The sequence below is a fragment of the Duganella sp. P38 genome (genome assembly GCF_050859475.1).
Classification (GTDB): Bacteria; Pseudomonadota; Gammaproteobacteria; order Burkholderiales; family Burkholderiaceae_D; genus Rugamonas.
On the sequence record NZ_CP193936.1, the window covers coordinates 1,772,144 to 1,793,286 of the forward strand.

22 protein-coding genes and 1 pseudogene are annotated in these 21,143 nt (G+C 64.0%); 15 read left to right on the top strand and 8 right to left on the bottom strand.

What is annotated here, in order from left to right; genetic code table 11:
- The first annotated feature begins 43 nt into the window (after positions 1-43).
- The 7 genes from alaS to ACRQ5J_RS08045 all read left to right on the top strand — a co-directional run bounded on the left by alaS (position 44) and on the right by ACRQ5J_RS08045 (position 7,792).
- Positions 44-2,656 (top strand): alanine--tRNA ligase, encoded by a 2,613-nt coding sequence (gene alaS / locus ACRQ5J_RS08015; RefSeq protein WP_432382421.1) that lies wholly within the window; start codon positions 44-46, stop codon positions 2,654-2,656.
- Between the two features lie 211 nt (positions 2,657-2,867).
- Complete coding sequence (locus ACRQ5J_RS08020; protein ID WP_432383609.1) at positions 2,868-3,125, top strand: sulfurtransferase TusA family protein; 258 nt, start codon at positions 2,868-2,870, stop codon at positions 3,123-3,125.
- 172 nt (positions 3,126-3,297) lie between these two features.
- Positions 3,298-4,047, top strand: a complete 750-nt coding sequence (locus ACRQ5J_RS08025) for an electron transfer flavoprotein subunit beta/FixA family protein (RefSeq protein WP_432382422.1) — start codon at positions 3,298-3,300, stop codon at positions 4,045-4,047.
- A 12-nt stretch (positions 4,048-4,059) separates the two neighbouring features.
- A complete protein-coding gene (locus ACRQ5J_RS08030) occupies positions 4,060-4,992 on the top strand; it encodes an electron transfer flavoprotein subunit alpha/FixB family protein (RefSeq protein WP_432382424.1) in 933 nt (310 codons plus the stop codon).
- Positions 4,993-5,138: 146 nt separating this feature from the next.
- Positions 5,139-6,929: an acyl-CoA dehydrogenase C-terminal domain-containing protein gene (locus ACRQ5J_RS08035; protein ID WP_432382426.1), complete on the top strand. Its 1,791-nt coding sequence runs from the start codon at positions 5,139-5,141 to the stop codon at positions 6,927-6,929.
- A 115-nt stretch (positions 6,930-7,044) separates the two neighbouring features.
- Positions 7,045-7,398: a metallophosphoesterase family protein gene (locus ACRQ5J_RS08040; RefSeq protein WP_432382428.1), complete on the top strand. Its 354-nt coding sequence runs from the start codon at positions 7,045-7,047 to the stop codon at positions 7,396-7,398.
- Between the two features lie 16 nt (positions 7,399-7,414).
- The gene (locus ACRQ5J_RS08045) at positions 7,415-7,792 is read left to right on the top strand and encodes a metallophosphoesterase family protein (RefSeq protein ID WP_432382430.1); all 378 of its coding nucleotides are present in this window, start codon (positions 7,415-7,417) and stop codon (positions 7,790-7,792) included.
- Here ACRQ5J_RS08045 and ACRQ5J_RS08050 read toward each other — a convergent pair.
- Positions 7,773-8,741: a proline dehydrogenase family protein gene (locus tag ACRQ5J_RS08050; RefSeq protein ID WP_432382432.1), complete on the bottom strand. Its 969-nt coding sequence runs from the start codon at positions 8,739-8,741 to the stop codon at positions 7,773-7,775. The genes ACRQ5J_RS08045 and ACRQ5J_RS08050 overlap by 20 nt on opposite strands.
- Before the next feature lie 56 nt (positions 8,742-8,797).
- Positions 8,798-9,226, bottom strand: coding sequence for an NINE protein (locus tag ACRQ5J_RS08055; protein ID WP_432382433.1), 429 nt, complete (start codon positions 9,224-9,226; stop codon positions 8,798-8,800).
- A gap of 219 nt (positions 9,227-9,445) precedes the next feature.
- Here ACRQ5J_RS08055 and rpsP point away from each other — a divergent pair, with 219 nt between their 5' ends.
- The 8 genes and pseudogenes from rpsP (at position 9,446) to ACRQ5J_RS08095 (ending at position 16,604) form a co-directional block, all read left to right on the top strand.
- On the top strand, positions 9,446-9,694 hold the full coding sequence (gene rpsP, locus ACRQ5J_RS08060; protein WP_432382435.1) for a 30S ribosomal protein S16: 249 nt from the start codon (positions 9,446-9,448) through the stop codon (positions 9,692-9,694).
- Between the two features lie 18 nt (positions 9,695-9,712).
- Positions 9,713-10,252, top strand: a complete 540-nt coding sequence (rimM, locus tag ACRQ5J_RS08065) for a ribosome maturation factor RimM (RefSeq protein WP_432382436.1) — start codon at positions 9,713-9,715, stop codon at positions 10,250-10,252.
- 24 nt (positions 10,253-10,276) lie between these two features.
- Positions 10,277-11,023: a tRNA (guanosine(37)-N1)-methyltransferase TrmD gene (gene trmD, locus ACRQ5J_RS08070; RefSeq protein WP_432382438.1), complete on the top strand. Its 747-nt coding sequence runs from the start codon at positions 10,277-10,279 to the stop codon at positions 11,021-11,023.
- Between the two features lie 85 nt (positions 11,024-11,108).
- On the top strand, positions 11,109-11,492 hold the full coding sequence (gene rplS / locus ACRQ5J_RS08075; protein WP_432382440.1) for a 50S ribosomal protein L19: 384 nt from the start codon (positions 11,109-11,111) through the stop codon (positions 11,490-11,492).
- Between the two features lie 81 nt (positions 11,493-11,573).
- Positions 11,574-12,242 (top strand): CoA pyrophosphatase, encoded by a 669-nt coding sequence (locus ACRQ5J_RS08080; protein WP_432382442.1) that lies wholly within the window; start codon positions 11,574-11,576, stop codon positions 12,240-12,242.
- Positions 12,243-12,294: 52 nt separating this feature from the next.
- Positions 12,295-13,258, top strand: a pseudogene (locus tag ACRQ5J_RS08085) (CobD/CbiB family protein).
- 189 nt (positions 13,259-13,447) lie between these two features.
- Positions 13,448-13,777 (top strand): DUF3579 domain-containing protein, encoded by a 330-nt coding sequence (locus ACRQ5J_RS08090; RefSeq protein WP_155463641.1) that lies wholly within the window; start codon positions 13,448-13,450, stop codon positions 13,775-13,777.
- Between the two features lie 73 nt (positions 13,778-13,850).
- The gene (locus ACRQ5J_RS08095; RefSeq protein ID WP_432382444.1) at positions 13,851-16,604 is read left to right on the top strand and encodes a M16 family metallopeptidase; all 2,754 of its coding nucleotides are present in this window, start codon (positions 13,851-13,853) and stop codon (positions 16,602-16,604) included.
- Between the two features lie 42 nt (positions 16,605-16,646).
- On the opposite strand, the gene ACRQ5J_RS08100 is transcribed toward ACRQ5J_RS08095, so the two are convergent.
- From ACRQ5J_RS08100 to ACRQ5J_RS08125, 6 genes are all read right to left on the bottom strand, one after another.
- Positions 16,647-16,982: a DUF192 domain-containing protein gene (locus ACRQ5J_RS08100; protein ID WP_432382445.1), complete on the bottom strand. Its 336-nt coding sequence runs from the start codon at positions 16,980-16,982 to the stop codon at positions 16,647-16,649.
- Complete coding sequence (gene lnt, locus ACRQ5J_RS08105) at positions 16,973-18,439, bottom strand: apolipoprotein N-acyltransferase (RefSeq protein ID WP_432382447.1); 1,467 nt, start codon at positions 18,437-18,439, stop codon at positions 16,973-16,975. The genes ACRQ5J_RS08100 and lnt overlap by 10 nt, the downstream gene beginning before the upstream one ends.
- 144 nt (positions 18,440-18,583) lie before the next feature.
- Complete coding sequence (locus tag ACRQ5J_RS08110; protein ID WP_432382449.1) at positions 18,584-18,949, bottom strand: hypothetical protein; 366 nt, start codon at positions 18,947-18,949, stop codon at positions 18,584-18,586.
- Positions 18,950-18,969: 20 nt separating this feature from the next.
- The gene (locus ACRQ5J_RS08115; protein ID WP_432382451.1) at positions 18,970-19,680 is read right to left on the bottom strand and encodes a TadE/TadG family type IV pilus assembly protein; all 711 of its coding nucleotides are present in this window, start codon (positions 19,678-19,680) and stop codon (positions 18,970-18,972) included.
- Positions 19,681-19,848: 168 nt separating this feature from the next.
- Positions 19,849-20,262 carry a tetratricopeptide repeat protein gene (locus ACRQ5J_RS08120; RefSeq protein ID WP_432382452.1) on the bottom strand — a complete coding sequence of 138 codons (414 nt, stop codon included), beginning with the start codon at positions 20,260-20,262 and terminating at the stop codon, positions 19,849-19,851.
- Positions 20,263-20,273: 11 nt separating this feature from the next.
- Positions 20,274-21,143, bottom strand: coding sequence for a type II secretion system F family protein (locus tag ACRQ5J_RS08125; protein WP_432382454.1), 870 nt, complete (start codon positions 21,141-21,143; stop codon positions 20,274-20,276).

Here is a 21,143-nt window from a genome sequence, read left to right on the forward strand (position 1 = left end):
ATAATCAACCCTTTGCATTTGCCAGTTACCACTAGCTCACGACATGAAATCATCCGAAATTCGCGAAAAATTCCTCAAATTCTTTGAGTCCAAAGGTCACACGATTGTTCGTTCCAGCTCCCTGGTGCCTGGCAATGACCCGACCCTGCTGCTGACCAACAGCGGCATGGTGCAGTTCAAGGATGTGTTCACCGGTACCGACAGCCGCCCGTACTCGCGCGCCACCTCGGTGCAGCGTTGCGTGCGCGCCGGCGGCAAGCACAACGACCTGGAAAACGTCGGCTACACCGCGCGTCACCACACCTTCTTCGAGATGCTGGGCAACTTCAGCTTCGGCGACTATTTCAAGCGCGACGCCATCAACTTCGCCTGGGAGCTGCTGACCAAGGTGTATAACCTGCCGGCCGAAAAGCTGACCGTCACCGTCTACCAGGAAGACGACGAAGCCTACGATATCTGGGCCAACGAAGTGGGCGTGCCGAAAGAGCGCATCATCCGCATCGGCGACAACAAGGGCGCGCGCTACGCCTCGGACAACTTCTGGCAGATGGCCGACACCGGCCCGTGCGGCCCGTGCACCGAGATCTTCTACGACCACGGCCCGGACATCTGGGGCGGCCCTCCAGGCTCGCCTGAGGAAGACGGCGACCGCTTCATCGAAATCTGGAACCTGGTGTTCATGCAGTTCAACCGCGACGAGGCCGGCGTGCTGCACAAGCTGCCGAAGCAATCGGTCGACACCGGCATGGGCATGGAGCGCCTAGCCGCCGTGCTGCAGCACGTGCACTCGAACTACGAGATCGACCTGTTCCAGGCCCTGATCAAGGCTGCCGCGCGCGAAACCGGCACCACTGACCTGGAAAACAAGTCGCTGCGCGTCATCGCCGACCACATCCGCTCGGCCGCGTTCATGATCGTTGACGGCGTGATACCGGGCAGCGAAGGCCGCGCCTACGTGCTGCGCCGTATCATCCGCCGCGCGCTGCGTCACGGCCACAAGCTGGGCCAGACCAAGCCGTTCTTCTACAAGCTGGTGGCCGACCTGGCCATCGAGATGGGCGCCGCCTATCCGGAGCTGGAAGAAGCCAAGGACAACGTCGCCAAGATGCTGAAGGCCGAGGAAGAGCGCTTCGGCGAAACGCTGGAAACCGGCATGAAAGTGCTGGAAGCGCAGCTGGCCAAGGACGGCAGCGGCATCGACGGCGCCACCGCCTTCACGCTGTACGAAACCTACGGCTTCCCGCCGGACCTGACCGCCGACATCTGCCGCGAACGCGACATCAAGTTCGACCAGGAAGGCTATGACGCCGCGCTGAAGGAAAGCCAGGAACTGTCGCGCAAGGGCGGCAAGTCGGTCAAGGACGCCAAGGTTGAATACTCGGGCGAGAAGAACAAGTTCATCGGCTACGACAGCCTGAGCCACGCGACCGCCAAGGTCATCGCGCTGTACGCGGCCGGCTCGCCGGTGCAGCAACTGGCGGCTGGCCAGCCGGGCATCGTGGTGCTGGACACCACGCCGTTCTACGCCGAGTCGGGCGGCCAGGTCGGCGACCAGGGCGTGATCGGCAACGCCGGCGCGCGCTTCGATGTCAGCGACACGCTGAAGATCCAGGCCGACGTGTTCGGCCACCACGGCGTGCTGGCGTCCGGTTCGCTGAAAGTCGGCGACGCGGTCAGCGCCGACGTCGACCAGGCCAAGCGCGCGCGCACCATCCGCAACCACTCGGCCACCCACCTGATGCACAAGGCCCTGCGCGAAGTGCTGGGTTCGCACGTGGCGCAGAAAGGCTCGCTGGTCGATCCGGACAAAACCCGCTTCGACTTCAGCCACAACGCGCCGCTGACCGCCGAGCAGATCGCCGAAGTGGAAGCCAAGGTCAACAAGGAGATCCTGGAAAACCACCCGACCAAGGCGCAGCACATGTCGTTTGACGACGCCGTCAAGCACGGCGCGATGGCGCTGTTCGGCGAGAAGTACGGCGACGAAGTGCGCGTGCTCGACATCGGCACCTCGAAAGAGCTGTGCGGCGGCGTCCACGTGCAGCGCACCGGCGACATCGGCTTGTTCAAGATCGTCTCGGAAGGCGGCGTCGCCGCCGGCATCCGCCGCGTCGAAGCCGTGACCGGCGAAGGCGCGCTGGCGCTGGTGCAAGGCATGGCCCGCAAGCTGAACGAAGCGGCCGCCGCGCTGAAATCGAATCCGGACGAGCTGACCGTCAAGATCGGCGCCGTGCAGGACCAGGTCAAGTCGCTGGAAAAAGAACTGGCGGCGCTGAAGTCGAAACTGGCGGCAGGGCAGGGCGACGAGCTGGCCTCGCAGGCGGTCGACGTCAAAGGCATCAAGGTGCTGGCGGCAACGCTGGACGGCGCCGACGTGGCCGGCCTGCGCGAGACCATGGACAAGCTGAAGGACAAGCTGAAGACCGCCGCCATCGTGCTGGCCTCGGTCAACGACGGCAAGGTCAGCCTGATCGCCGGCGTCACCGCCGACAGCACCGCCAAGGTCAAGGCGGGCGAACTGGTCAACTTCGTCGCACAACAAGTGGGCGGCAAAGGCGGCGGACGCCCCGATATGGCGCAGGCCGGCGGCACCGATCCATCGGGTCTGCCAGCGGCGCTGGCCGGTGTTCCGGCGTGGATCGGCGAGCGTGTCTAAGCCCCGTTAAACCGCTATAGAGCTGTGTTTATGCGGCCTGCGGGCGACTGGTTGTCGCGCGCAGGCCGTTGTCGTCTGCACGGTCCTGTTGTATACTTTCCAGCTTCCGTTGTGAACTTGCAACGTACAACGAACTATTTTGGTGCAGCGCGTCATCCCCTCAAAAAGGAGTAGTATGGCGACACCTCCCAACAAACGAGCGGGTTTCTTGATGAGCGACACGATACTAGAAAACGAAATCATCGAATTCCACAAGGAATTGGATGCACGCGGTCTGAATTGCCCGCTGCCTATCTTGAAGGCCAAGAAAGCACTTTCCGAATTGCAAAGCGGCGAAGTGCTGCGCATCATGGCGACCGACCCCGGTTCCGTGCGCGACTTCCAGGCATTTTGCAAACAAACCGGCAACGCCCTGTTGTCGCACGTCCAGACTGGCCGTGAATTCGTCTTTTTGATGCAGCGCAAATAATCGCCGCTGGATTTTCCCCTTAGAAATTCGTCTGAAGGATTTATTTTTTAGACGATTTCTACTAGCGAAAAATAGCACGATCGTGCTTTGATTTCTTGTGCGGGGCGGATTTCTCATATAATCTAGCCCACATTATTTGTCCCGAATTCTAATTTTTCCCAAAGGCACAGCTATGAAAGTCTTGGTACCTGTCAAACGCGTGGTGGACTACAACGTCAAAGTGCGTGTGAAGTCCGACAACACCGGCGTCGATATCGCCAACGTCAAAATGTCGATGAATCCGTTCGACGAGATCGCGGTGGAAGAAGCCACCCGTCTGAAAGAAGCTGGCAAAGTGACTGAAGTGGTGGCCGTGTCGGCCGGCGTGACCCAGGCGCAGGAAACCCTGCGCACCGCGATGGCCATCGGCGCCGACCGCGGCATCCTGGTGGAAACCAGCGCCGAGCTGGAGCCGCTGGCGGTCGCCAAGCTGCTCAAGGCCGTGGCCGACAAAGAGCAGCCACAACTGATTATCCTGGGCAAGCAGGCAATCGACGACGACTCCAACCAGACCGGCCAGATGCTGGCTGCGCTGCTGGGCTGGCCGCAAGCGACCTTCGCCTCGAAAGTGGTGCTGGAAGACGGCAAAGTCACCGTCACCCGTGAAGTCGACGGCGGCCTGGAAACGCTGGCGCTGACGCTGCCGGCCATCGTCACCACCGACCTGCGCCTGAACGAGCCGCGCTACGTGACGCTGCCGAACATCATGAAGGCGAAGAAGAAAACGCTGGACGTGACCAAGCCGGAAGACCTGGGCGTCGATGTCAGCCCGCGCCTGAAAACGCTGAAAGTCGCCGAACCGGCCAAGCGCTCGGCCGGCATCATCGTCCCGGACGCCGCCACCCTGGTCGCAAAACTGCGCACCGAAGCTAAAGTTATCTAAAGGAACCCGAACATGGTCGCATTAGTTATCGCAGAACACGACAACGCCAGCCTGAAGGCAAGCACCCTGCACACCGTGACCGCGGCGGCGCAAGCCGGCGGCGACGTGCACGTCCTGATCGCCGGTTCCAACGCCGGCGCTGCCGCCGCTGCCGCCGCGCAGATCGCCGGCGTGTCGAAAGTCATCCACGCCGACGCTGCCTACTTCGCCGACGGCCTGGCCGAGAACATTGCCGAGCAGGCGCTGGCCATCGCCGCTTCGTACAGCCACATCCTGGCGCCAGCCACCGCCTACGGCAAGAACATCCTGCCGCGCGTGGCCGCCAAGCTGGACGTCGCGCAGATTTCGGAAATCACCAAGGTCGATTCGCCGGACACCTTCGAGCGCCCGATCTACGCCGGTAACGCGATTGCCACCGTGCAGTCGTCGGACAAGGTCAAGGTCATCACCGTGCGCGCCACCGGCTTCGACGCCGCTGCCGCCAGCGGCGGTTCGGCTGCCGTGGAAACCGTGGCTGCCGTGGCCGACTCGGGCAAATCGTCGTTCGTCGGCCGCGAAGTGGCCAAGTCGGACCGTCCGGAACTGACCGCCGCCAAGGTGATCGTCTCCGGCGGCCGCGGCATGGGTTCGGGCGAGGCGTTCAAGATCCTGGAGCCGCTGGCCGACAAGCTGGGCGCGGCCATGGGCGCATCGCGCGCCGCGGTGGACGCCGGCTACGTGCCGAACGACTGGCAGGTCGGCCAGACCGGCAAGATCGTCGCGCCTAACCTGTACATCGCGGTCGGCATCTCGGGCGCGATCCAGCACCTGGCCGGCATGAAAGACTCGAAAACCATCGTCGCCATCAACAAAGATCCGGAAGCGCCGATCTTCTCCGTTGCCGACTACGGCATCGTAGGCGACCTGTTCGAAGTCGTGCCACAGCTGGTGTCCGAACTGGGCTAACAGCACGTAAAACACACCCGAGGCCACGCTGATCCGGATGCCGGATTGCCGTGGCCTTCTTTTTAACCTCGTCGCTCCCGCGCAGGCGGGAGTCCATACTCAGCATGGGTTTGCGCCTGCGCGCGAACGACGGTGAGGAGACAAAAATGGCATACCAACCACCGATCAAAGACATGCTGTTCGTAATGAACGAACTGGCCAACCTGAAAGCAGTCAGCGAACTGCCGGGCTGCGAAGACGCGACGCCGGAAACCGCCGAAGCGGTGCTGGAAGAGAGCGCGAAATTCGTCGCCGCCGAAATCGCCCCGCTGAACCACGCGGCCGACAAGGAGCCGAGCTACTGGACCAAGGACGGCGTCGTCACCTCCAAAGGCTTCAAGCAAGCCTTCCGCCAGTTCGCCGAAGCCGGCTGGCAAGGCCTGCAACACCCGACCGACTTCGGCGGCCAGGGCCTGCCGAAGCTGGTCGGCACCCCCTGCGTGGAAATGCTGCATGGCGCCAACATCTCGTTCGCGCTGTGCCCGCTGCTGTCGGACGGCGCCATCGAAGCGCTGCTGACCGCCGGCGACGACCAGCTCAAAGCCACCTACCTGGAAAACCTGGTCACCGGCAAATGGACCGGCACCATGAACCTGACCGAGCCGCAAGCCGGCTCCGACCTGGCCGCCGTGCGCACGCGCGCCGAGCCGCAGGGCGACGGCACCTACAAAATCTTCGGCACCAAGATCTTCATCACGTATGGCGATCACGACATGACCGACAACATCGTCCACCTGGTGCTGGCGCGCACGCCGGACGCGCCGGCGGGCGTGAAGGGCATTTCGCTGTTCATCGTGCCGAAATTCCTGGTCAACGCCGACGGCTCGCTGGGCGCGCGCAACGACGCCCACTGTGTTTCGATCGAACACAAGCTCGGCATCAAGGCCAGCCCGACCGCCGTGCTGCAATTCGGCGACAACGGCGGCGCCATCGGCACGCTGGTGGGCGAAGAGAATCGCGGCCTCGAATACATGTTCATCATGATGAACGCGGCGCGTTTTGGCGTCGGCCTGCAGGGCATCGGCCTGTCTGAGCATGCCTACCAGCATGCGCTGGCGTATGCCAAGGAGCGTGTGCAATCGCGCGACCTGAACGGCTCGCCGGCCGGCGTGGCCATCATCAACCACCCGGACGTGCGCCGCCTGCTGATGAATATGCGCTCGCAAACCGAGGCCGCGCGCGCGCTGGCCTATGTCGGCGCCTCGCTGTACGACAAGGCGCACCACAGCGCCGACGCCGATGAGCGCGCGCAGCACCAGGCCGTGTACGAATACCTGGTACCGATCATCAAAGGCTGGTCGACCGAACTGTCGCAGGATGTCGCCAGGGATGGCGTGCAGATTCATGGCGGCATGGGCTTCATCGAAGAGACGGGCGCCGCCCAGCATTACCGCGACGCCAAAATCCTGACCATCTACGAGGGCACGACCGCCATCCAGGCGAACGACCTGATCGGCCGGAAGACCGTGCGCGACGGCGGCAAAGTCGCCAAGGACCTGATCGCCCAGGTGCGCGCCACCGAAGCCGAACTGGGCACGCAGGACGGCGCCGACTTCGCCGCCATCCGCAAGCAGCTGGCGCAGGGCGCGGCCGAACTGGAGGCGGTGGTGGACTACGTGGTTGCCAACATCAAGTCCGACATCAAAGGCGTGTTCTCGGGCAGCGTGCCTTACCTGAAGCTGGCCGGCATCGTGCTGGGCGGCTGGCAGATGGCGCGTGCCGCGCTGATCGCGCAGCAGAAGCTGAGCGCCGGCGAGGGCGATGCCGGTTTCTACAAAGCCAAGATCGCCACGGCCCGTTTCTTTGCCGAGCACATCCTGTCGCAAGCGGCCGGCATCCGCACCTCGATCACCGAAGGCAGCGCCGGCGTTCTCGCCCTCGACATCGAGCAGTTCTAGTAGCTTCTCCGCCCCGTCATTCCCGCGCAGGCGGGAATCCATACAGCGCCTGATCATTGGCTCAGCATGGATTCCCGCCTGCGCGGGAATGACGTTGGGAGGGTATGATGTGCTGATGCGCATTGCTTTCGTTTCTGACATTCACGGTAACCTACCGGCCCTGGAGGCGGTGGTGGCGGATATCGCCCGGCGCGGCGCCGATCTCGTCGTCAACCTGGGCGACAGCCTGTCGGGCCCGCTGTTGCCGCTGGAGACGGCGCACTTTTTGATGGCGCGGCAGGACTGGCTGCACCTGGCCGGCAACCATGAGCGCCAGATCCTGCACCCGCACCAGCGCACTGAATCGGATGTGTTTGCCCATGCGCGGCTCGGCGCGCCCGAGCTGGCATGGCTGGCGGGCCTGCAGCCGCAGCGGCGGCTGAATCCGGAAGTGCTGCTGTGCCACGGCAACGCCGCGCAGCGATCATGAGTATTTTCTGGAAACGGTGGCGCCGGGCGGCGCGCGCATGGCGTCGCCGGCCGAGGTCGAGGAGCGCCTTGCTGGCGCTGAAGCGGCCTTGGTCGCTTGCGGCCACAGCCACGTGCAGCGCGCCATGCGTTCGGCGTCGGGCTGCCTGATCGTCAATCCCGGCAGCGTCGGCTTGCAGGCTTACGACGACGATCATCTCCACTATCACATCATGCAGAACGGCTCGCCCGACGCGCGCTATGCCATTGTCGAACGCGGCGCGGCAGGGTGGGGCGCCGCGCTGATCGCCGTGCCCTACGACTGGCGCCCGATGGCCGAGCTGGCCGCGCGCAACGGCCGGCCCGACTGGGCGCACGCGATCGCCACCGGCTACGCTAGGCCATCACATCAATAATCGCCTGGTAGACCCGCAGCGGTTCCTCGGCGATGCGGTTGAGCACGTAGAGGAAATGCTCCTGGCCGAACACGGCGTATTCGCGTGTCGGCAAGCCGCGCGCCCGCAGCCCGTCGATCTGTTCGGTGCCGAGGCCGATCAGCGATTCAAATTCGAACCAGCGCGGGTCGATGCGTTCTTTCAGGATTAGCGCGCCAAGATCGGCCTGGATGCTGCGGTCGTGCGTGGCGATCGAGCATTTGTGGCCGCTCAGTAGCAGTTCCTGCGCGTAGCGGCGATAGGCCGCCGCCAGTTCTGGGCTGTTGCGCTCGTGGGCCACGCCGTCTGGCTCCAGGAACGCGCCTTTGACCAGGCGGATGCGGCCGGGCAGCTTCATCAATGCGGGCAGGTCCCGCGCGGTGCGCAGCCGTTTGGCCGGCACGGTGATGCCGACATTGCGCAAGTCGTCTTCGCGGTGCAGCCGCGTGTAGAGGGCGTAGATGTCGTCGGCACGGTCGATGCCTTCCATCGAGATCATCACCTCGCGGTTGATCTCGGCGGCGGCCAGCGCAATGCGGCGCGCATTGCGGTAGCCCAGTTCGCCATCGACCAGCAAGCCGAGGTGCGACAGGTCGAACGACACCGAACAGTTCAGATTGCGCGCGCCGATGCCGCGCACCAGTTCCATGAACACCTCCGTCTCGGCCATGGCGAAGGCTTCGTCACGCACGCTTTCGCCCATGTATTCGGCGGACGCGGCGTGGCCGCGCGCGATGATCTGCGTCACCCGGTCCAGCGCCTCGTCCACGGTCTGCCCGGCCACATAACGCTGCGAGACTTTGTGCATATAGGGCCGCAGCAGCGGATCGGTGCAGAATTTTTCCTTGGCAGCCTCGTCCAGCGCCAATGCGCGCAGCGTGCTGGCGGCCTGGTCAACTATGCCTTGCCATTCGGTGGGGAAGGTACTCATGAAATCCTTGCGCGAACACGACCGCAACCGCACGGGGGGCGTGGTGGTTCTTGTGGTTAGCCGTAAGCGCCGCCAGTGTACAGCAAGTCAAACAGGCGCGAGATGGTGGCGATCAGGCCGCCGGCGCCTATCATCATGCTGGCGACCAGCAGCACGGCCACCGGCCAGCGCGTGTCGGACCGGCGGCCGCTGGCGGGGTTGTAGCGGGCGTCCCATTTTTCGTCGGGCGTGAGGCCGAGGATCAGCGCCTGCAACATGCCGGCCAGGCCGGACAGCATCACCGGCAGCAGCTTGTAGAAGCCGTCCGCCTGCGGCGCCAGTTGCGCCACCAGCCAGGCTGTCGGCAGGCTGGCCAGATGCAGCCACAGCCACGGATCGCGCCAGCCGCGCAGATACAGCCGCTGCATGCCGATGCCGCCGAACAGCAAGGCCAGCAGCGTGGCGAATGTCTTGTTTTTGTGACGGGGCTGGTGCAAAACAGTCATGGTTGTTCAGTTAATAGCCGTGAAAGCAGCAGTATCAGGCATAATACCGCCCCCGGCACGCCTTTTTGCGGGCAAGCCTATTGCCCTGAACGCCGGAACAAGGGATAATCTTTGATTACCCTACATGCCCAATTATTTCATTAACGCTTGCTGCTCCGCGGCAAAGCGCGCTATAATTTGCGGCTTTTTCCGTCCTAGCACAAATTTTTTGGAAATATTATGGTCGTTATTCGTTTAGCTCGTGGTGGTGCCAAGAAGCGCCCTTTCTTCAACATCGTTGCAACCGATTCGCGTAACCGTCGCGATGGCCGTTTCATCGAGCGCATCGGCTTCTACAACCCAATGGCTTCGGGCCAGGAAGTAGCCCTGCGCATCACCGAAGACCGTCTGGCGCACTGGCAATCCGTTGGCGCACAACTGTCGCCTACCGTTGCTCGTCTGGTTGCTCAAAACAAAAAAGCAGCCTAAGCAAGACTGGTTACCGGTTTGACCGATAAGATTGCATCCGGGGTGAAAGTCCCCGACGATTTGGCACAGGTAGGCTTTGTCTTCGGTGCTTACGGCGTTGCTGGCTGGGTCAGGATTCGTCCTTTCTCGGAAGATGCGGATGCACTCCTCAAGGTCAAAACCTGGTGGTTGGAAAAACCGTCGTTGCACGATGTGGACGTTCAGCAGGTCAAACTGCATGGCGGCGATGTCGTGGCGCGTCTGGTGGGTGTGACCGACCGGAACGTGGCTGAGTCGCTGAAAGGCGCCGCAGTGTTCATTCCGCAAAGCCGCTTCCCGGCGTTGTCCGACGATGAGTTTTACTGGGCCGATCTGATCGGTCTGGAAGTAGAGAATCAGCAAGGTGAGCACCTGGGTAAGGTGACTGACATGATGAGCAACGGTCCGCAGTCGATCTTGCGCATCACCCCTGGCGAAGTGGAGGCGCAAGAGCGCCTGATCCCATTTGTGGACGCGTTCATCATCAAGGTGGACAAGGACGCCAAGAAGATCATCGTCGACTGGGGCCTTGATTACTAAGCGCAACATTGAGGGCGGTTCGCCATGCAATTCGATGTCGTAACCCTGTTCCCGGAAATGTTTGCCGCGATTACGCAGTCGGGTGTCACCCGGCGCGCGTTTGAACAGAATAAATGTGGCCTGTCGTTGTGGAATCCGCGTGATTTCACCACCGACAATCACCGCACCGTGGATGATCGCCCGTATGGCGGCGGCCCCGGCATGGTGATGCTGGCCAAGCCGCTGGAGGCGACGCTCAACGCCGCGAAGCAGCGCCAGACCGATGCCGGTCTGCCGGCGCCGCGCGTGGTGTTCATGTCGCCGCAGGGCAAGCAGTTGACGCATGAACGCGTGATGCAGCTGAAGCAGGAACCCGGCCTGGTGATATTGTGCGGCCGCTACGAAGCAGTGGACCAGCGCCTGCTCGACCGCATGGTCGACGAGGAAATCAGCCTCGGCGATTTCGTGCTGTCCGGCGGCGAGCTGCCGGCGATGGCCTTGATGGACGCGGTGATCCGCCTGCTGCCCGGCGTACTGAACACCGACGCCTCGGCCATCGAAGACAGCTTCTTCAACGGCCTGCTGGATTCGCCGCATTACACGCGGCCTGAAACGTATGAAGGAGTGGGCGTGCCGCCGGTGCTGATGGGCGGCAACCACGCCGAGATTGAAAAATGGCGCCGCCAGCGCATGCTGGAGGCGACCGCGCGCAAGCGACCGGATTTGCTTGTCAAGGCGCGTGAGGCAGGACTGCTCACCAAGCGTGACGAGCAATTTTTGGCAGGCCTCTGAGCCTGTCTGTTATAACCCCATCCTCTACTGGGCACGAGTGGCAGCACTCAGAGCGCGCCAGCACGATGGTTTATGGAGTCTCAAAATGAACGTGATTCAACAACTCGAGCAAGAAGAAATCGCTCGCCTGGGCAAAAACATCCCTGAATTTGCTCCTGGCGATACCGTGGTAGTCAACGTGAACGTAGTCGAAGGCACCCGCAAGCGCGCCCAGGCTTACGAAGGCGTGGTGATCTCCCGTCGCAACCGTGGCCTGAACTCGAACTTCATCGTTCGCAAGATCTCGTCCGGCGAAGGCGTTGAGCGTACCTTCCAGCTGTACTCGCCGCTGATCGCTTCGATCGAAGTGAAACGCCGCGGTGACGTACGTCGCGCCAAGCTGTACTACCTGCGTGATCGTTCCGGCAAATCGGCACGTATCAAGGAAAAACTGCCAAACCGTCGCCCAGCGGCGAAAGCAGCCGTTTAATCACGGTTGTGTTTGGAAAGGGCGCCGCGCAGGCGCCCACGAAAGGCGCCTCGGGCGCCTTTTTGTCATTAAGGAGTTGTCATGGCCAAGCCCCCGTTCGATCCCCAGCAACTGCCGATAGAAGCGATTGCCGGCGAAGCCGCCGTCGCCGCCGAGCGCCTGGCGCCGGCCTGGCTGCGCAGCCGCTTCGCCGCGCCGCCCGCCTGGACGCCCGAAGGCGGCGAACGCGCCTTGCCGGGCCGTGGCGAGCGCGCGCCGACGCCGGCCTCGGTGCTGATACCGCTGGTGCAGCGCGAGCACGGCCTGACGATACTGCTGACCCAGCGCAACGCCGACCTGACCGACCATCCGGGCCAGGTCAGCTTTCCGGGCGGCCGCGCCGAGCGCTACGACCAGGACGCCATCGATACCGCGCTGCGCGAGTCGGAGGAGGAGATCGGCCTCGACCGCCGCCACGTCGAAATCCTCGGCACGCTGCCGCAGTACCTGACCGGCACCGGCTATTGCGTCACGCCGGTGGTGGGGCTGGTGCAGCCGCCGTTCGCGGTGACGGCCGACCCGTCCGAGGTAGCGGCGATCTTCGAGGTGCCGCTGGCCTTCCTGATGGACGGCATGAACCACCAGCGCCTGTCGGTCGACATGGCGGGCGGGCGCCGCACCTTTTATGCGATGCCGTACGAGGGTTATTACATCTGGGGTGCGACGGCCGGCATGCTGCGCAACCTGTTCCATTTCTTGCGCGCGGGGTAAGAACTAGGCTATCGTACTGCCATTAAGGCTATGCCAACGCAAAGGACGTTTAATGACATTTCTTTCCATCTTGTGCGCGCTGCTGATCGAGCAGATGAAACCGCTGCGCGCAGACAATCTGATTTACGCCGAGATCAAGAGTCTGGCGTTGCGGATGGAGACCTGGTTCAACGCCGGTCACTCGACCCACGGCCGCCTCGGCTGGTTCCTGATGATGGTGCTGCTGGTGGTGCCGACCGGCGCCATCTACTGGGTACTGAAGTACTACAACTGGACGCTGGCGGCCTTCGCCTGGAACGTGCTGATCATTTACCTGACGCTGGGCTTCCGCCATTACAGCCACTACTTCACCTCGATCCAGCTGGCCCTGAACGCCGGCGACGAGACCGGCGCGCGCGCTGCTGGCCGAATGGACCAGACTCGACACCGTTGGCATGGAAGTATCGGAAATCACCCGCATCGCCGTGGAAAAGTCGCTGGTGACCACGCACCGCAATGTGTTCGGCGTGTTCTTCTGGTTCCTGATGCCGCTGGGCCCGGCCGGCGCGGTGATGTACCGCGTGTCCGAATACCTGGCGCGCGCCTGGACCGAGCCGGAGCACATGCGCAACGAAGCCTTCGGCCAGTTCGCCGCGCGCGCGTTCTACTGGATCGACTGGATACCGGTGCGCCTGACCGCCGTGGCCTTTGCCGTGGTCGGCAACTTCGAGGATGCGATCTACGCCTGGCGCAACTTCGCCCATCGCTGGACCAATGAGGCGCTGGGCATCATCCTGTCGGCCGGCGGCGGCGCCATGGGTGTGCGCCTCGGCACGCCGGCGGAAAACGCCGTGCGTGCGCAGGTGGTGGACGCCAACACCGTCGATATCGAACTGGAAGACGATGTGATGCCGGGCGAGGAGCCGAATATCCGCTCGCTGCAAAGCACGGTCGGCCTGGTCTGGCGGGCGCTGTTGTTGTGGATGCTGTTGTTGTTGCTGATCTCTAGCGCGTGGTGGCTCGGCGCATCGCCTTAAGGGGTACAATAGCGGTATTGCTCTGGTGCAGGTATGGATATTCCTGCACCAAAGTGGAATTCGGTAGGGAAATGGCTTTACGAATCAATGGCTTACTAATTTAACTCTTCTATAAGATATAATACGTAAGATCCTATCCTCCACGCACTCTTGTTACCAACAAGTATCAACGCAGAAGCAGCCGCGCCTATGTCAGTTCAAAAACCGGCAGAACAGCAAGATTCGTTCTTCATCCTTGGCCAAACCAGCAATGGCAGGCAGTTCCGTCCCAGCGACTGGGCCGAGCGCCTGTGCGGCGTCATGGCCTGTTTCAAGCCGGAAGGCTCGGGTGGCGGCCGCGACTCGCACCTGCAATTCTCTCCTTACGTCACGCCTACCGTGGTCAACGGCGTCAAATCGGTGGTGGTCAACGGCAAGCTGCGCGCGCTGGAACCGATGGCCTATCACTTCGTGCTGTCCTTCGCCAAGGACAACGACCTGCAAGTGGTCGACGCCTGCCTGGTCCCGGAAAAGAATTAATTTTTCCTTAAGTATCTGTTCAGCGTAGCGTGCTGGGCGTATGCTGCGAGTTCTATCTTTTTTGCGAGAGACCATGAACCACAGCCGTCTGAAACACGCCGCCGCCGCCAGCTTCCTGCTGTGCGGCTTGTCCTTCGTCGCCACCGGAAGCGCCTGGGCTGCCGCAGCCGCGCCAGCGCTGCCGGCCGGCGTGGTCAAGGGACCGTCCGTGGAAGGCATCACCGAATACCGGTTGCCGAACGGCCTGAAAGTGCTGCTGTTCCCGGACGCCTCCAAGCCCACCGTCACCGTCAACGTCACCTACCTGGTCGGCTCGCGGCACGAGAACTATGGCGAGACCGGCATGGCGCACTTGCTGGAACACCTGATGTTCAAGGGCTCGCCGAAGAACAAGAGCATTCCGCAGGAGTTCTCCAATCGCGGCATGGAATTCAACGGCACCACCTCCAACGACCGCACCAACTACTTCGAAGTGTTCCAGGCCAGCCCGGAGAACCTGAAGTGGGCGCTGGAGATGGAGGCCGACCGCATGACCAGATCCTTCATCTCGCGCAAGGACCTGGATTCGGAAATGACCGTGGTGCGCAACGAATACGAAAGCGGCGAGAACAGCCCGTTCGGCGTGCTGCTGAAGCGCATGCAGAGCGTGGCCTACGACTGGCATTCCTACGGCCGTTCAACCATCGGCAACCGCAGCGACATCGAGAACGTCAAGATCGAGAACCTGCAAGCGTTCTACAAAACCTACTACCAGCCGGACAACGCGGTGCTGCTGGTGGCCGGCAAATTCGATCCGGCGCAGACGCTGTCGTGGATCACCAGGTCGTTCGGCGCGATTCCGAAACCGAAGCGCGCCTTGCCGCCGTTCTGGACCGTCGAGCCGACGCAGGACGGCGAGCGCAGCTTCACCGTGCGCCGCAAGGGCGATGTGCAGATCGTCGCGCTGGGCTACAAGATTCCAAGCGCGCTGCAGGCGGACAGCGATGCGCTGAGCTTTATGTCGCAGATACTTGGCGACGAGCCGACCGGCCGCCTGCACAAGCAGCTGGTGGAAAGCGGCAAGGCGGCGCAGGTGTTCAGCTTCGGCATGACCGGCTACGCGCCGGGCCTGCAAATCATCGGCGCGGTGGTCAAGGCGGGCCAGCCGCTTGAGCCGGTGCGCGAGGCGCTGACCGATGCGGTCGAGAGCTTCGCCAAGACGCCGCCTACCGAAGAGGAGATGGAGCGCACCCGCCGCAACTTCGCCAACAGCATCGAGAAGTCGCTCAACGATCCGCAGCAAGTCGGCGTCGCCTTGTCGGAAGAGATTTCGCTGGGCGACTGGCGCCTGCTGTTCAAGAGCCGCGACCAGCTGCCCGAGATCACCTCGAAGCAGGTGGCCGATGCCGCCGCGCGCTATCTGAAGCGCGATAACCGCGTGGTCGGCGAGTTCATCCCCGAGGATAATCCGCAGCGCGCCGACATTCCCGCCGCGCCAGGCGTGGCCGAGGTGATGAAGGACTTCAAGGGCAAGGACAGCGTGCTGACGTCGGAGGTGTTCGATCCGAGCCAGGACAACATCAACGCCCGCACCGAAATCAAAACCATCGGCGGCCTGAAAGTGGCGCTGCTGCCGAAGAAGAATCGCGGCGAGGCGGTGTCGGTCAGCCTGTCGCTGCACTGGGGCGATGAACAAAACCTGAAGAACAAGCTGGTGGTCTCGGAGTTCGCCAACGAGATGCTGATGCGCGGCACCAGCAAATACACGCGCGAACAACTGGCGGACCATTTTTCCAAACTGAAGATGACCGGCAGCCCGTATCGCTTCGACACCACCGGCCCGAATCTGGACGCGGCGCTGCGACTGGTGGCGCATGTGCTGAAGGACGCTTCGTTCCCGCAGTCCGAATTCGAGCAGTTGCGCCAGCAATGGATCGTCGGCCTGGAATATTCGCGCAGCGAGCCGCAGGTGCTGGCCAGCGAGGCGCTAGACCGTCACTTCAACCACTATCCTGAAGGCGATGTGCGTAACGCGCTGACCGTGGACGAACGCCTGGCGGCGGCCAAGGCGCTGAAGCTGGAGGACGTGATCGCCTTCCACCGCGAGTTCTACGGCGCCAGCCAGGGCGAGCTGGCCATCGTCGGCGATTTCGACAAGGCCGCGATCAGCAAGACCATCGACGAAAGCTTTAGCGGCTGGAACAGCAAGGCGTCGTATGCGCGCATCCTCAACACCAACGAGGACAAGAAGCCGGTGCACGTGGTGCTGAATGCACCTGACAAGGAAAACGGCTTCTACACGGCGCGCATGAATCTGGACCTGAACGACAACGATCCTGAGTATCCGCTGCTGGACCTGGCCAACTACATGTTCGGCGGCGGCGCGATGAAGTCGCGCATGATGGACCGCATCCGCCAGAAGGACGGCCTGTCCTACGGCGGCGGCAGCGGCATCCAGGCCGGCGACGACGACCGCGCGGGGCAGTTCGGCATGAGCGCCATCGCCGCGCCGCAAAACCTGAAGAAGCTGGAGGCGGCCATTCGCGAGGAACTGGAGCGCGCGCTGAAGGACGGCTTCACGCAAGCGGAGCTCGATGGCGCCAAATCGGGCCTGTTGCAGCAGCGCGTGCAGAACCGCTCCAAGGACAACGTGGTCGCATCGGGCTGGACGCGCAACCTGTACAACAATCGCACCTACAGCTGGAGCAAAGAGTATGAAGCGAAGCTGAAGGCCGCAACGCTGGCGCAAGTCAACGCCGCCTTCCGCAAGGTGATCGATCCGGCGAAACTGTCGATCGCCATCGCTGGCGACCAGTCCAAAGCCAATGCCCCGGCGGCCAAGCCATAGGCCCGCTGGTATGCGCCTGGATGCCAGGCGCATGTTGCCGGCTTAAGGCGCCAGGTTGGCGGCGGCCAGTTGCGGCCAGCGCTGGCCCGGCGCCAGGCCGTGCCGTGCGGCCGCTCCGCTGGCCAGTTCAAGACAGCTATGGGCGTGCCATGTGGCGGCCGTGCGCCAGGGCCTTACATCCGGCGACACCGACAGGATGGTGCCCTCGCGGTCGAGGAATACTACGTCGATGGCAAAGCGCATCCAGGCCGTGTGGATGTTCGAACAGGGCAGCAGCAGCAGGGCCTCGTCGGGCGCCAGTGCGCGCCGTCCCAGCAGGCCAAGCAAGCGTTGCCGGAAGCTGCGGGCAATAGTGATGTGCAGTCCATTCAATTGCATAGGCGTTTCCAGGTAGCGATCAGCAGCACGGCCAGCATCGTCAGCAGCAGCGGGGTGTCGCCGGCGCGCATATACGGTGTGGCGCCGTCGCGCAGGCCGGCGCGACCGGCCAGCACCCCGGTGGCCTGCTCGGGCAGCGCATCGACGATGGCGCCGGATGGATCGATCAGCACGCTAGGCCCGCCGTTGGAGGCCTGCAGCACCCAGCGCCCGGTTTCCATCGCCCGCAGCTGGCTGGCCTGCGTGTACTGGGCGGCGGCGTAGCTGCCGTGCCCCCAGCTCAAACTGTTGAGGACGGCCAGCAGCTGGCCTTGGCCGGCCTGCTGCGCTATATAGTTCCCAAATTGGTTTTCATAGCAAATGGCCAGGGCCACCCGCACGTCGGGATGCGTCAGGCGCAGTGGCGCCTGTGTGGCGGCGCCGGGCAGCAGGCCGCCGAACTGCACGCTCAGGCGGCGCGCCAGCCAAGCCAGCGATTGCGGCATGCGCTCGGCCAGCGGCACCAGCTTGACCTTGTCATAGCGGTAGGCCTGGCGCGCGCCGGGCAGCAGGCCAAAGGCGCTGTTGCTGCTGGCGCCGATCAGCCCTGGCTGCGGCTGCGCACTCGCCATCGCTCCGAGCACGATGGCGCCATTGCGGTTGGCCAGCTGCTGCCATTGCTCGCGCACGGCCGGCGGCATGGCGTCCCACTGGATCGGCAGCGCGGTTTCGGGCAGCACGGCGAGGTCGGCCTGGCCACCGTCGACCAGGCGGGTGTAAAGCGCATGGGCCAGGTACGCCGATTGCGCACCGGAGCGCTCGGCCGGGCGCTGATCAGCCTGCACGATACGCACGCTGAGCGAGCCGCTGTCGGCGGTCCAATGGTGGCTGCGCAGGAGCTGGCCGGCCAGCAGCAGTGCGGCCAGCGCCAGGGCTTGGACGGCGGCCAGGCGCACCGCATGGGCTGGCCACTGTGCGCGCGGCAGCAGCCACTGTGCGGCCAAGGCTGCGGCCAGCGCGTTAAGCAGGCCCAGGCCGTGCACGCCAAGCAGCGGCGCGTAGCCGGCCAGCGGGCCGGCGCTATGGGCGCTGCCGCTGGCAAGCATGGGCAGGCCACCCAGCAGGCTGCTGCGCAGCCAGTCGCACAGGGTCCAGGCGCTGGCGATTGCGGCTGCCCGCAGCCATGGCGAGCCGATCCGGGACAGCGGGCCGACAGCCAGCGCGGCGGCGGCCGGGAACAGCGACAAGTAGCCGATCAGCAGCGCGCCCAGCGCCGCAGACAGGGCCACGCCTGCTTCGGAGGTTTGCATCAGTCCCTGGATTACCCACCACAGGCCGGTTCCGAACCAGCCCAGCCCAAAAGCAAAGCCGCAGGCGGCGCGGCGCAGCGGCGCCATGGCGGGCAGCAGATAAAACAGGGCCGCCAGACAGGGCGGCGCGAACCACCAGGCGTGAATGGGCGCCAGCGATACGCTCATGGCTGCGCCCAGCAGCAGTGCTACTGGCAACGCCTGGGCAAAGACAACGCGGCCGCCGGCGGAACCCAGGGATGGCGCGTGCAGTGGCGCGATGCAGGCCATTTCAGCGCACGCCAGCCAGCTCACGGGTGAGGGCCTCGACATTCATGCGGTGGCGGTGCAGCACCTCAGCGGTGGCGCGCAGTGCGCGCGCTTGCTGCAGCGCCTTTTTTCGTTGAGCAATTCATCCTCCAGGATGGCGCGGCGGCCTGCATCGAGTTCGCGCTGGCGTTCGCGCGCGAGCACCGGGAAGCCTGTCACAGCGGGAGCGGCGCGCGCCACCCCGGCCGGCGCGGCGGCCACCGGCGGCGTCTGCGGCGCCACATTGCTCAGTACTTCCATTCCGCTGGCAGGGTCGACGTGGCGGTGCACGTCGGCGCGTGCCGGGCTGGCCAACAGCGCCAGCCAAAGGACTGGCAGCGCGGCTGTACGCAATGCAATGCTCAATTCGGTGTTCAATTCGGTGCTCAATTCATTGCTCCATGCCACGCTCAATTGAAGTTGGAGGCCAGCGGCGGCACGGTCATGCGCACCACTGCCTGGGAAATCAGCGGCACCCCGTCGCGCGCATAGCACAGGCGGTCGGCGGGCGGAACGGCAGGGTTCTTGTAATCATTGAGTACCCCAGCCACTATCTTGTTGATGATGGGGAAGACCATCACATAGCAGTGTCGCACCTGCACCTTGAGCAGCAGCGCGTCGGAGCGGCGCTGCTGCGATGCGCTGCCCACCGGGTTGCTGGCGGCCAGGCCATACACCGGGATCACTGTGGCGCCATTGCGGGTCACGCCGAAATCCTTGAACGCGTCCCTGGTGGGGTTGAGCGCGGTGAAGCTGCTGAGGGTCAGGCCGATGTCGGCCATGGCGCCGGCATAGGCTGCACCCATCACCTGGGCGTAGTTACTGGCGGTGATATCCTTGAGGCCGCCGCTACCCATGGCGCGCATGCCTTGCGCCACGTATAGCGGTGCCAGCGCGGTGGCGTAAGCGCGCCGCATTTCGCTGCGGTCGCCACCCGAGGCGGCGCCGGCGCGCGCCACCGACAGCGCGGCCAGGTTGACCGTGTTCTTGGCCAGCATGAACATCCCCATCTGCAGCACCGCCATCAGCAGCGGCACCAGCACGAAGAAGGCGACCACGTAGAACTCGACGGTGGCGGCGCCGCGCTGGCGGCCGCGCCCGGCAGCGCCGCCCAGCTTCACGGCAATTCCGCCCGGATCGCGGTGTTGTCGCTGACACCGGCCGGGACAGCCACGGCCGGCGGCACCGGCGCGGTGACGGGGGAGACGGCGCCGGCGGGGGGACCGCCGCTGGCCGCGCCAGCGCTGTCGCGGACGGCATGGTCAGTTCCACGTCCTGTAGCAGCGCGGTCAGGGCGCGGCGGTTGTCGGCCGAGATCTGACCGCTGGCCACGGCGCGCTGGGCCGCTTCGCGGAACTGTCCCAAGTGCGCCAGGGCCAGGTTGGCGTAGGCTTTTGCAGCCGTGGATCGAGCGTCAGCGCACGCTCAAAGGCCTGCTGAGCATAGCCCGGCTGGTTGGTGCGCAAGTAGACGGTGCCAAGCCGGTACCAGCCCGGCGCACTGTCGGGATAGGCCGTCACCAGACGCACATACAGGCGCCCGGCGCTGCGCATGTCGCCAATGGCGATTGCCTGTTCGGCCAGGGCGCCCAGTTCTTCCATGGCGGCCGGGATCGGCGTGTCGGCGCTGGCCGCAGGCGTGGTAGTGGCGCAGCCGGCCAACTGCAGGCAAAGCAGGACGGCGGCGAAGCGGAAGTATTTCATCATATTCCTCGTCAGTGAAAGGCGGTCATCATCTTGACCGCGATCGGAAAGCCCAGCACCACGAAGGTGCAGGGGAAGATGCACAGGATCAGCGGACCCAGCATCTTGACCGGCGCCTCCATGGCCATCTTTTCGGCGCGCGCGAAGCGTTCGTTGGTGCGTTGCGTCGATTGGGCGCGCAGCACCGCGCCCAGGCTGGCGCCGGTCTTCTCGGCCTGCACCAGGGTGGTGGTGAGCGAAGTGACCGCGTTTGTGTCCATGCGCTCTTCAAGCATGCGCAGCGCGTCGACCCGGCCGCGCCCGGAGCGCACCTCGCGCAACAGGCGGGCGAAGGCGCGCCGCAGCGGGCTCTCGGCAGTCTTTTCCACCGCCACCGTGATGCCCACCGTCAGATTGCAGCCCGATTCCACGGCCAGGGTCAGCATGTCCAGGAAGTTGGGCAAGTGTTTGATCACTTCCAGTTCGATGCGCTTGACCCGGTCGCGCATCCAGACGTCCAGATAGACATAGCCGAAGGCGGCCCCGGCCAGCGGCAGTACCAGGCTGCTACGCTGCAGCATCAGGCACATCAGCAGCACCAGCAGCATGAACACCAGCGCGTAGGCCAGCTTGGCGGCGAACCACTGCTGCGGCGAGAGCGCGTAGTCCAGTTCCACCTTGCGCAGCTTGCGGATGGTTTTTTCGCGGTATTCCACGCTCAGGCGCGGTCCCAGGTAGAAGGCCAGCACATTGATCAGCGGCCAGACCGCGCGCAGCATGGACGGCGGCTTGTCGGCATAGGTGCGGTCCTCGTTCTGCACCGCCGTCAGGATGCGGTAGAAGAATACCGCCAGCGCCAGCACGGTGAGCGCGAACAGGGCGGGCAACAGGATCTCTATCAT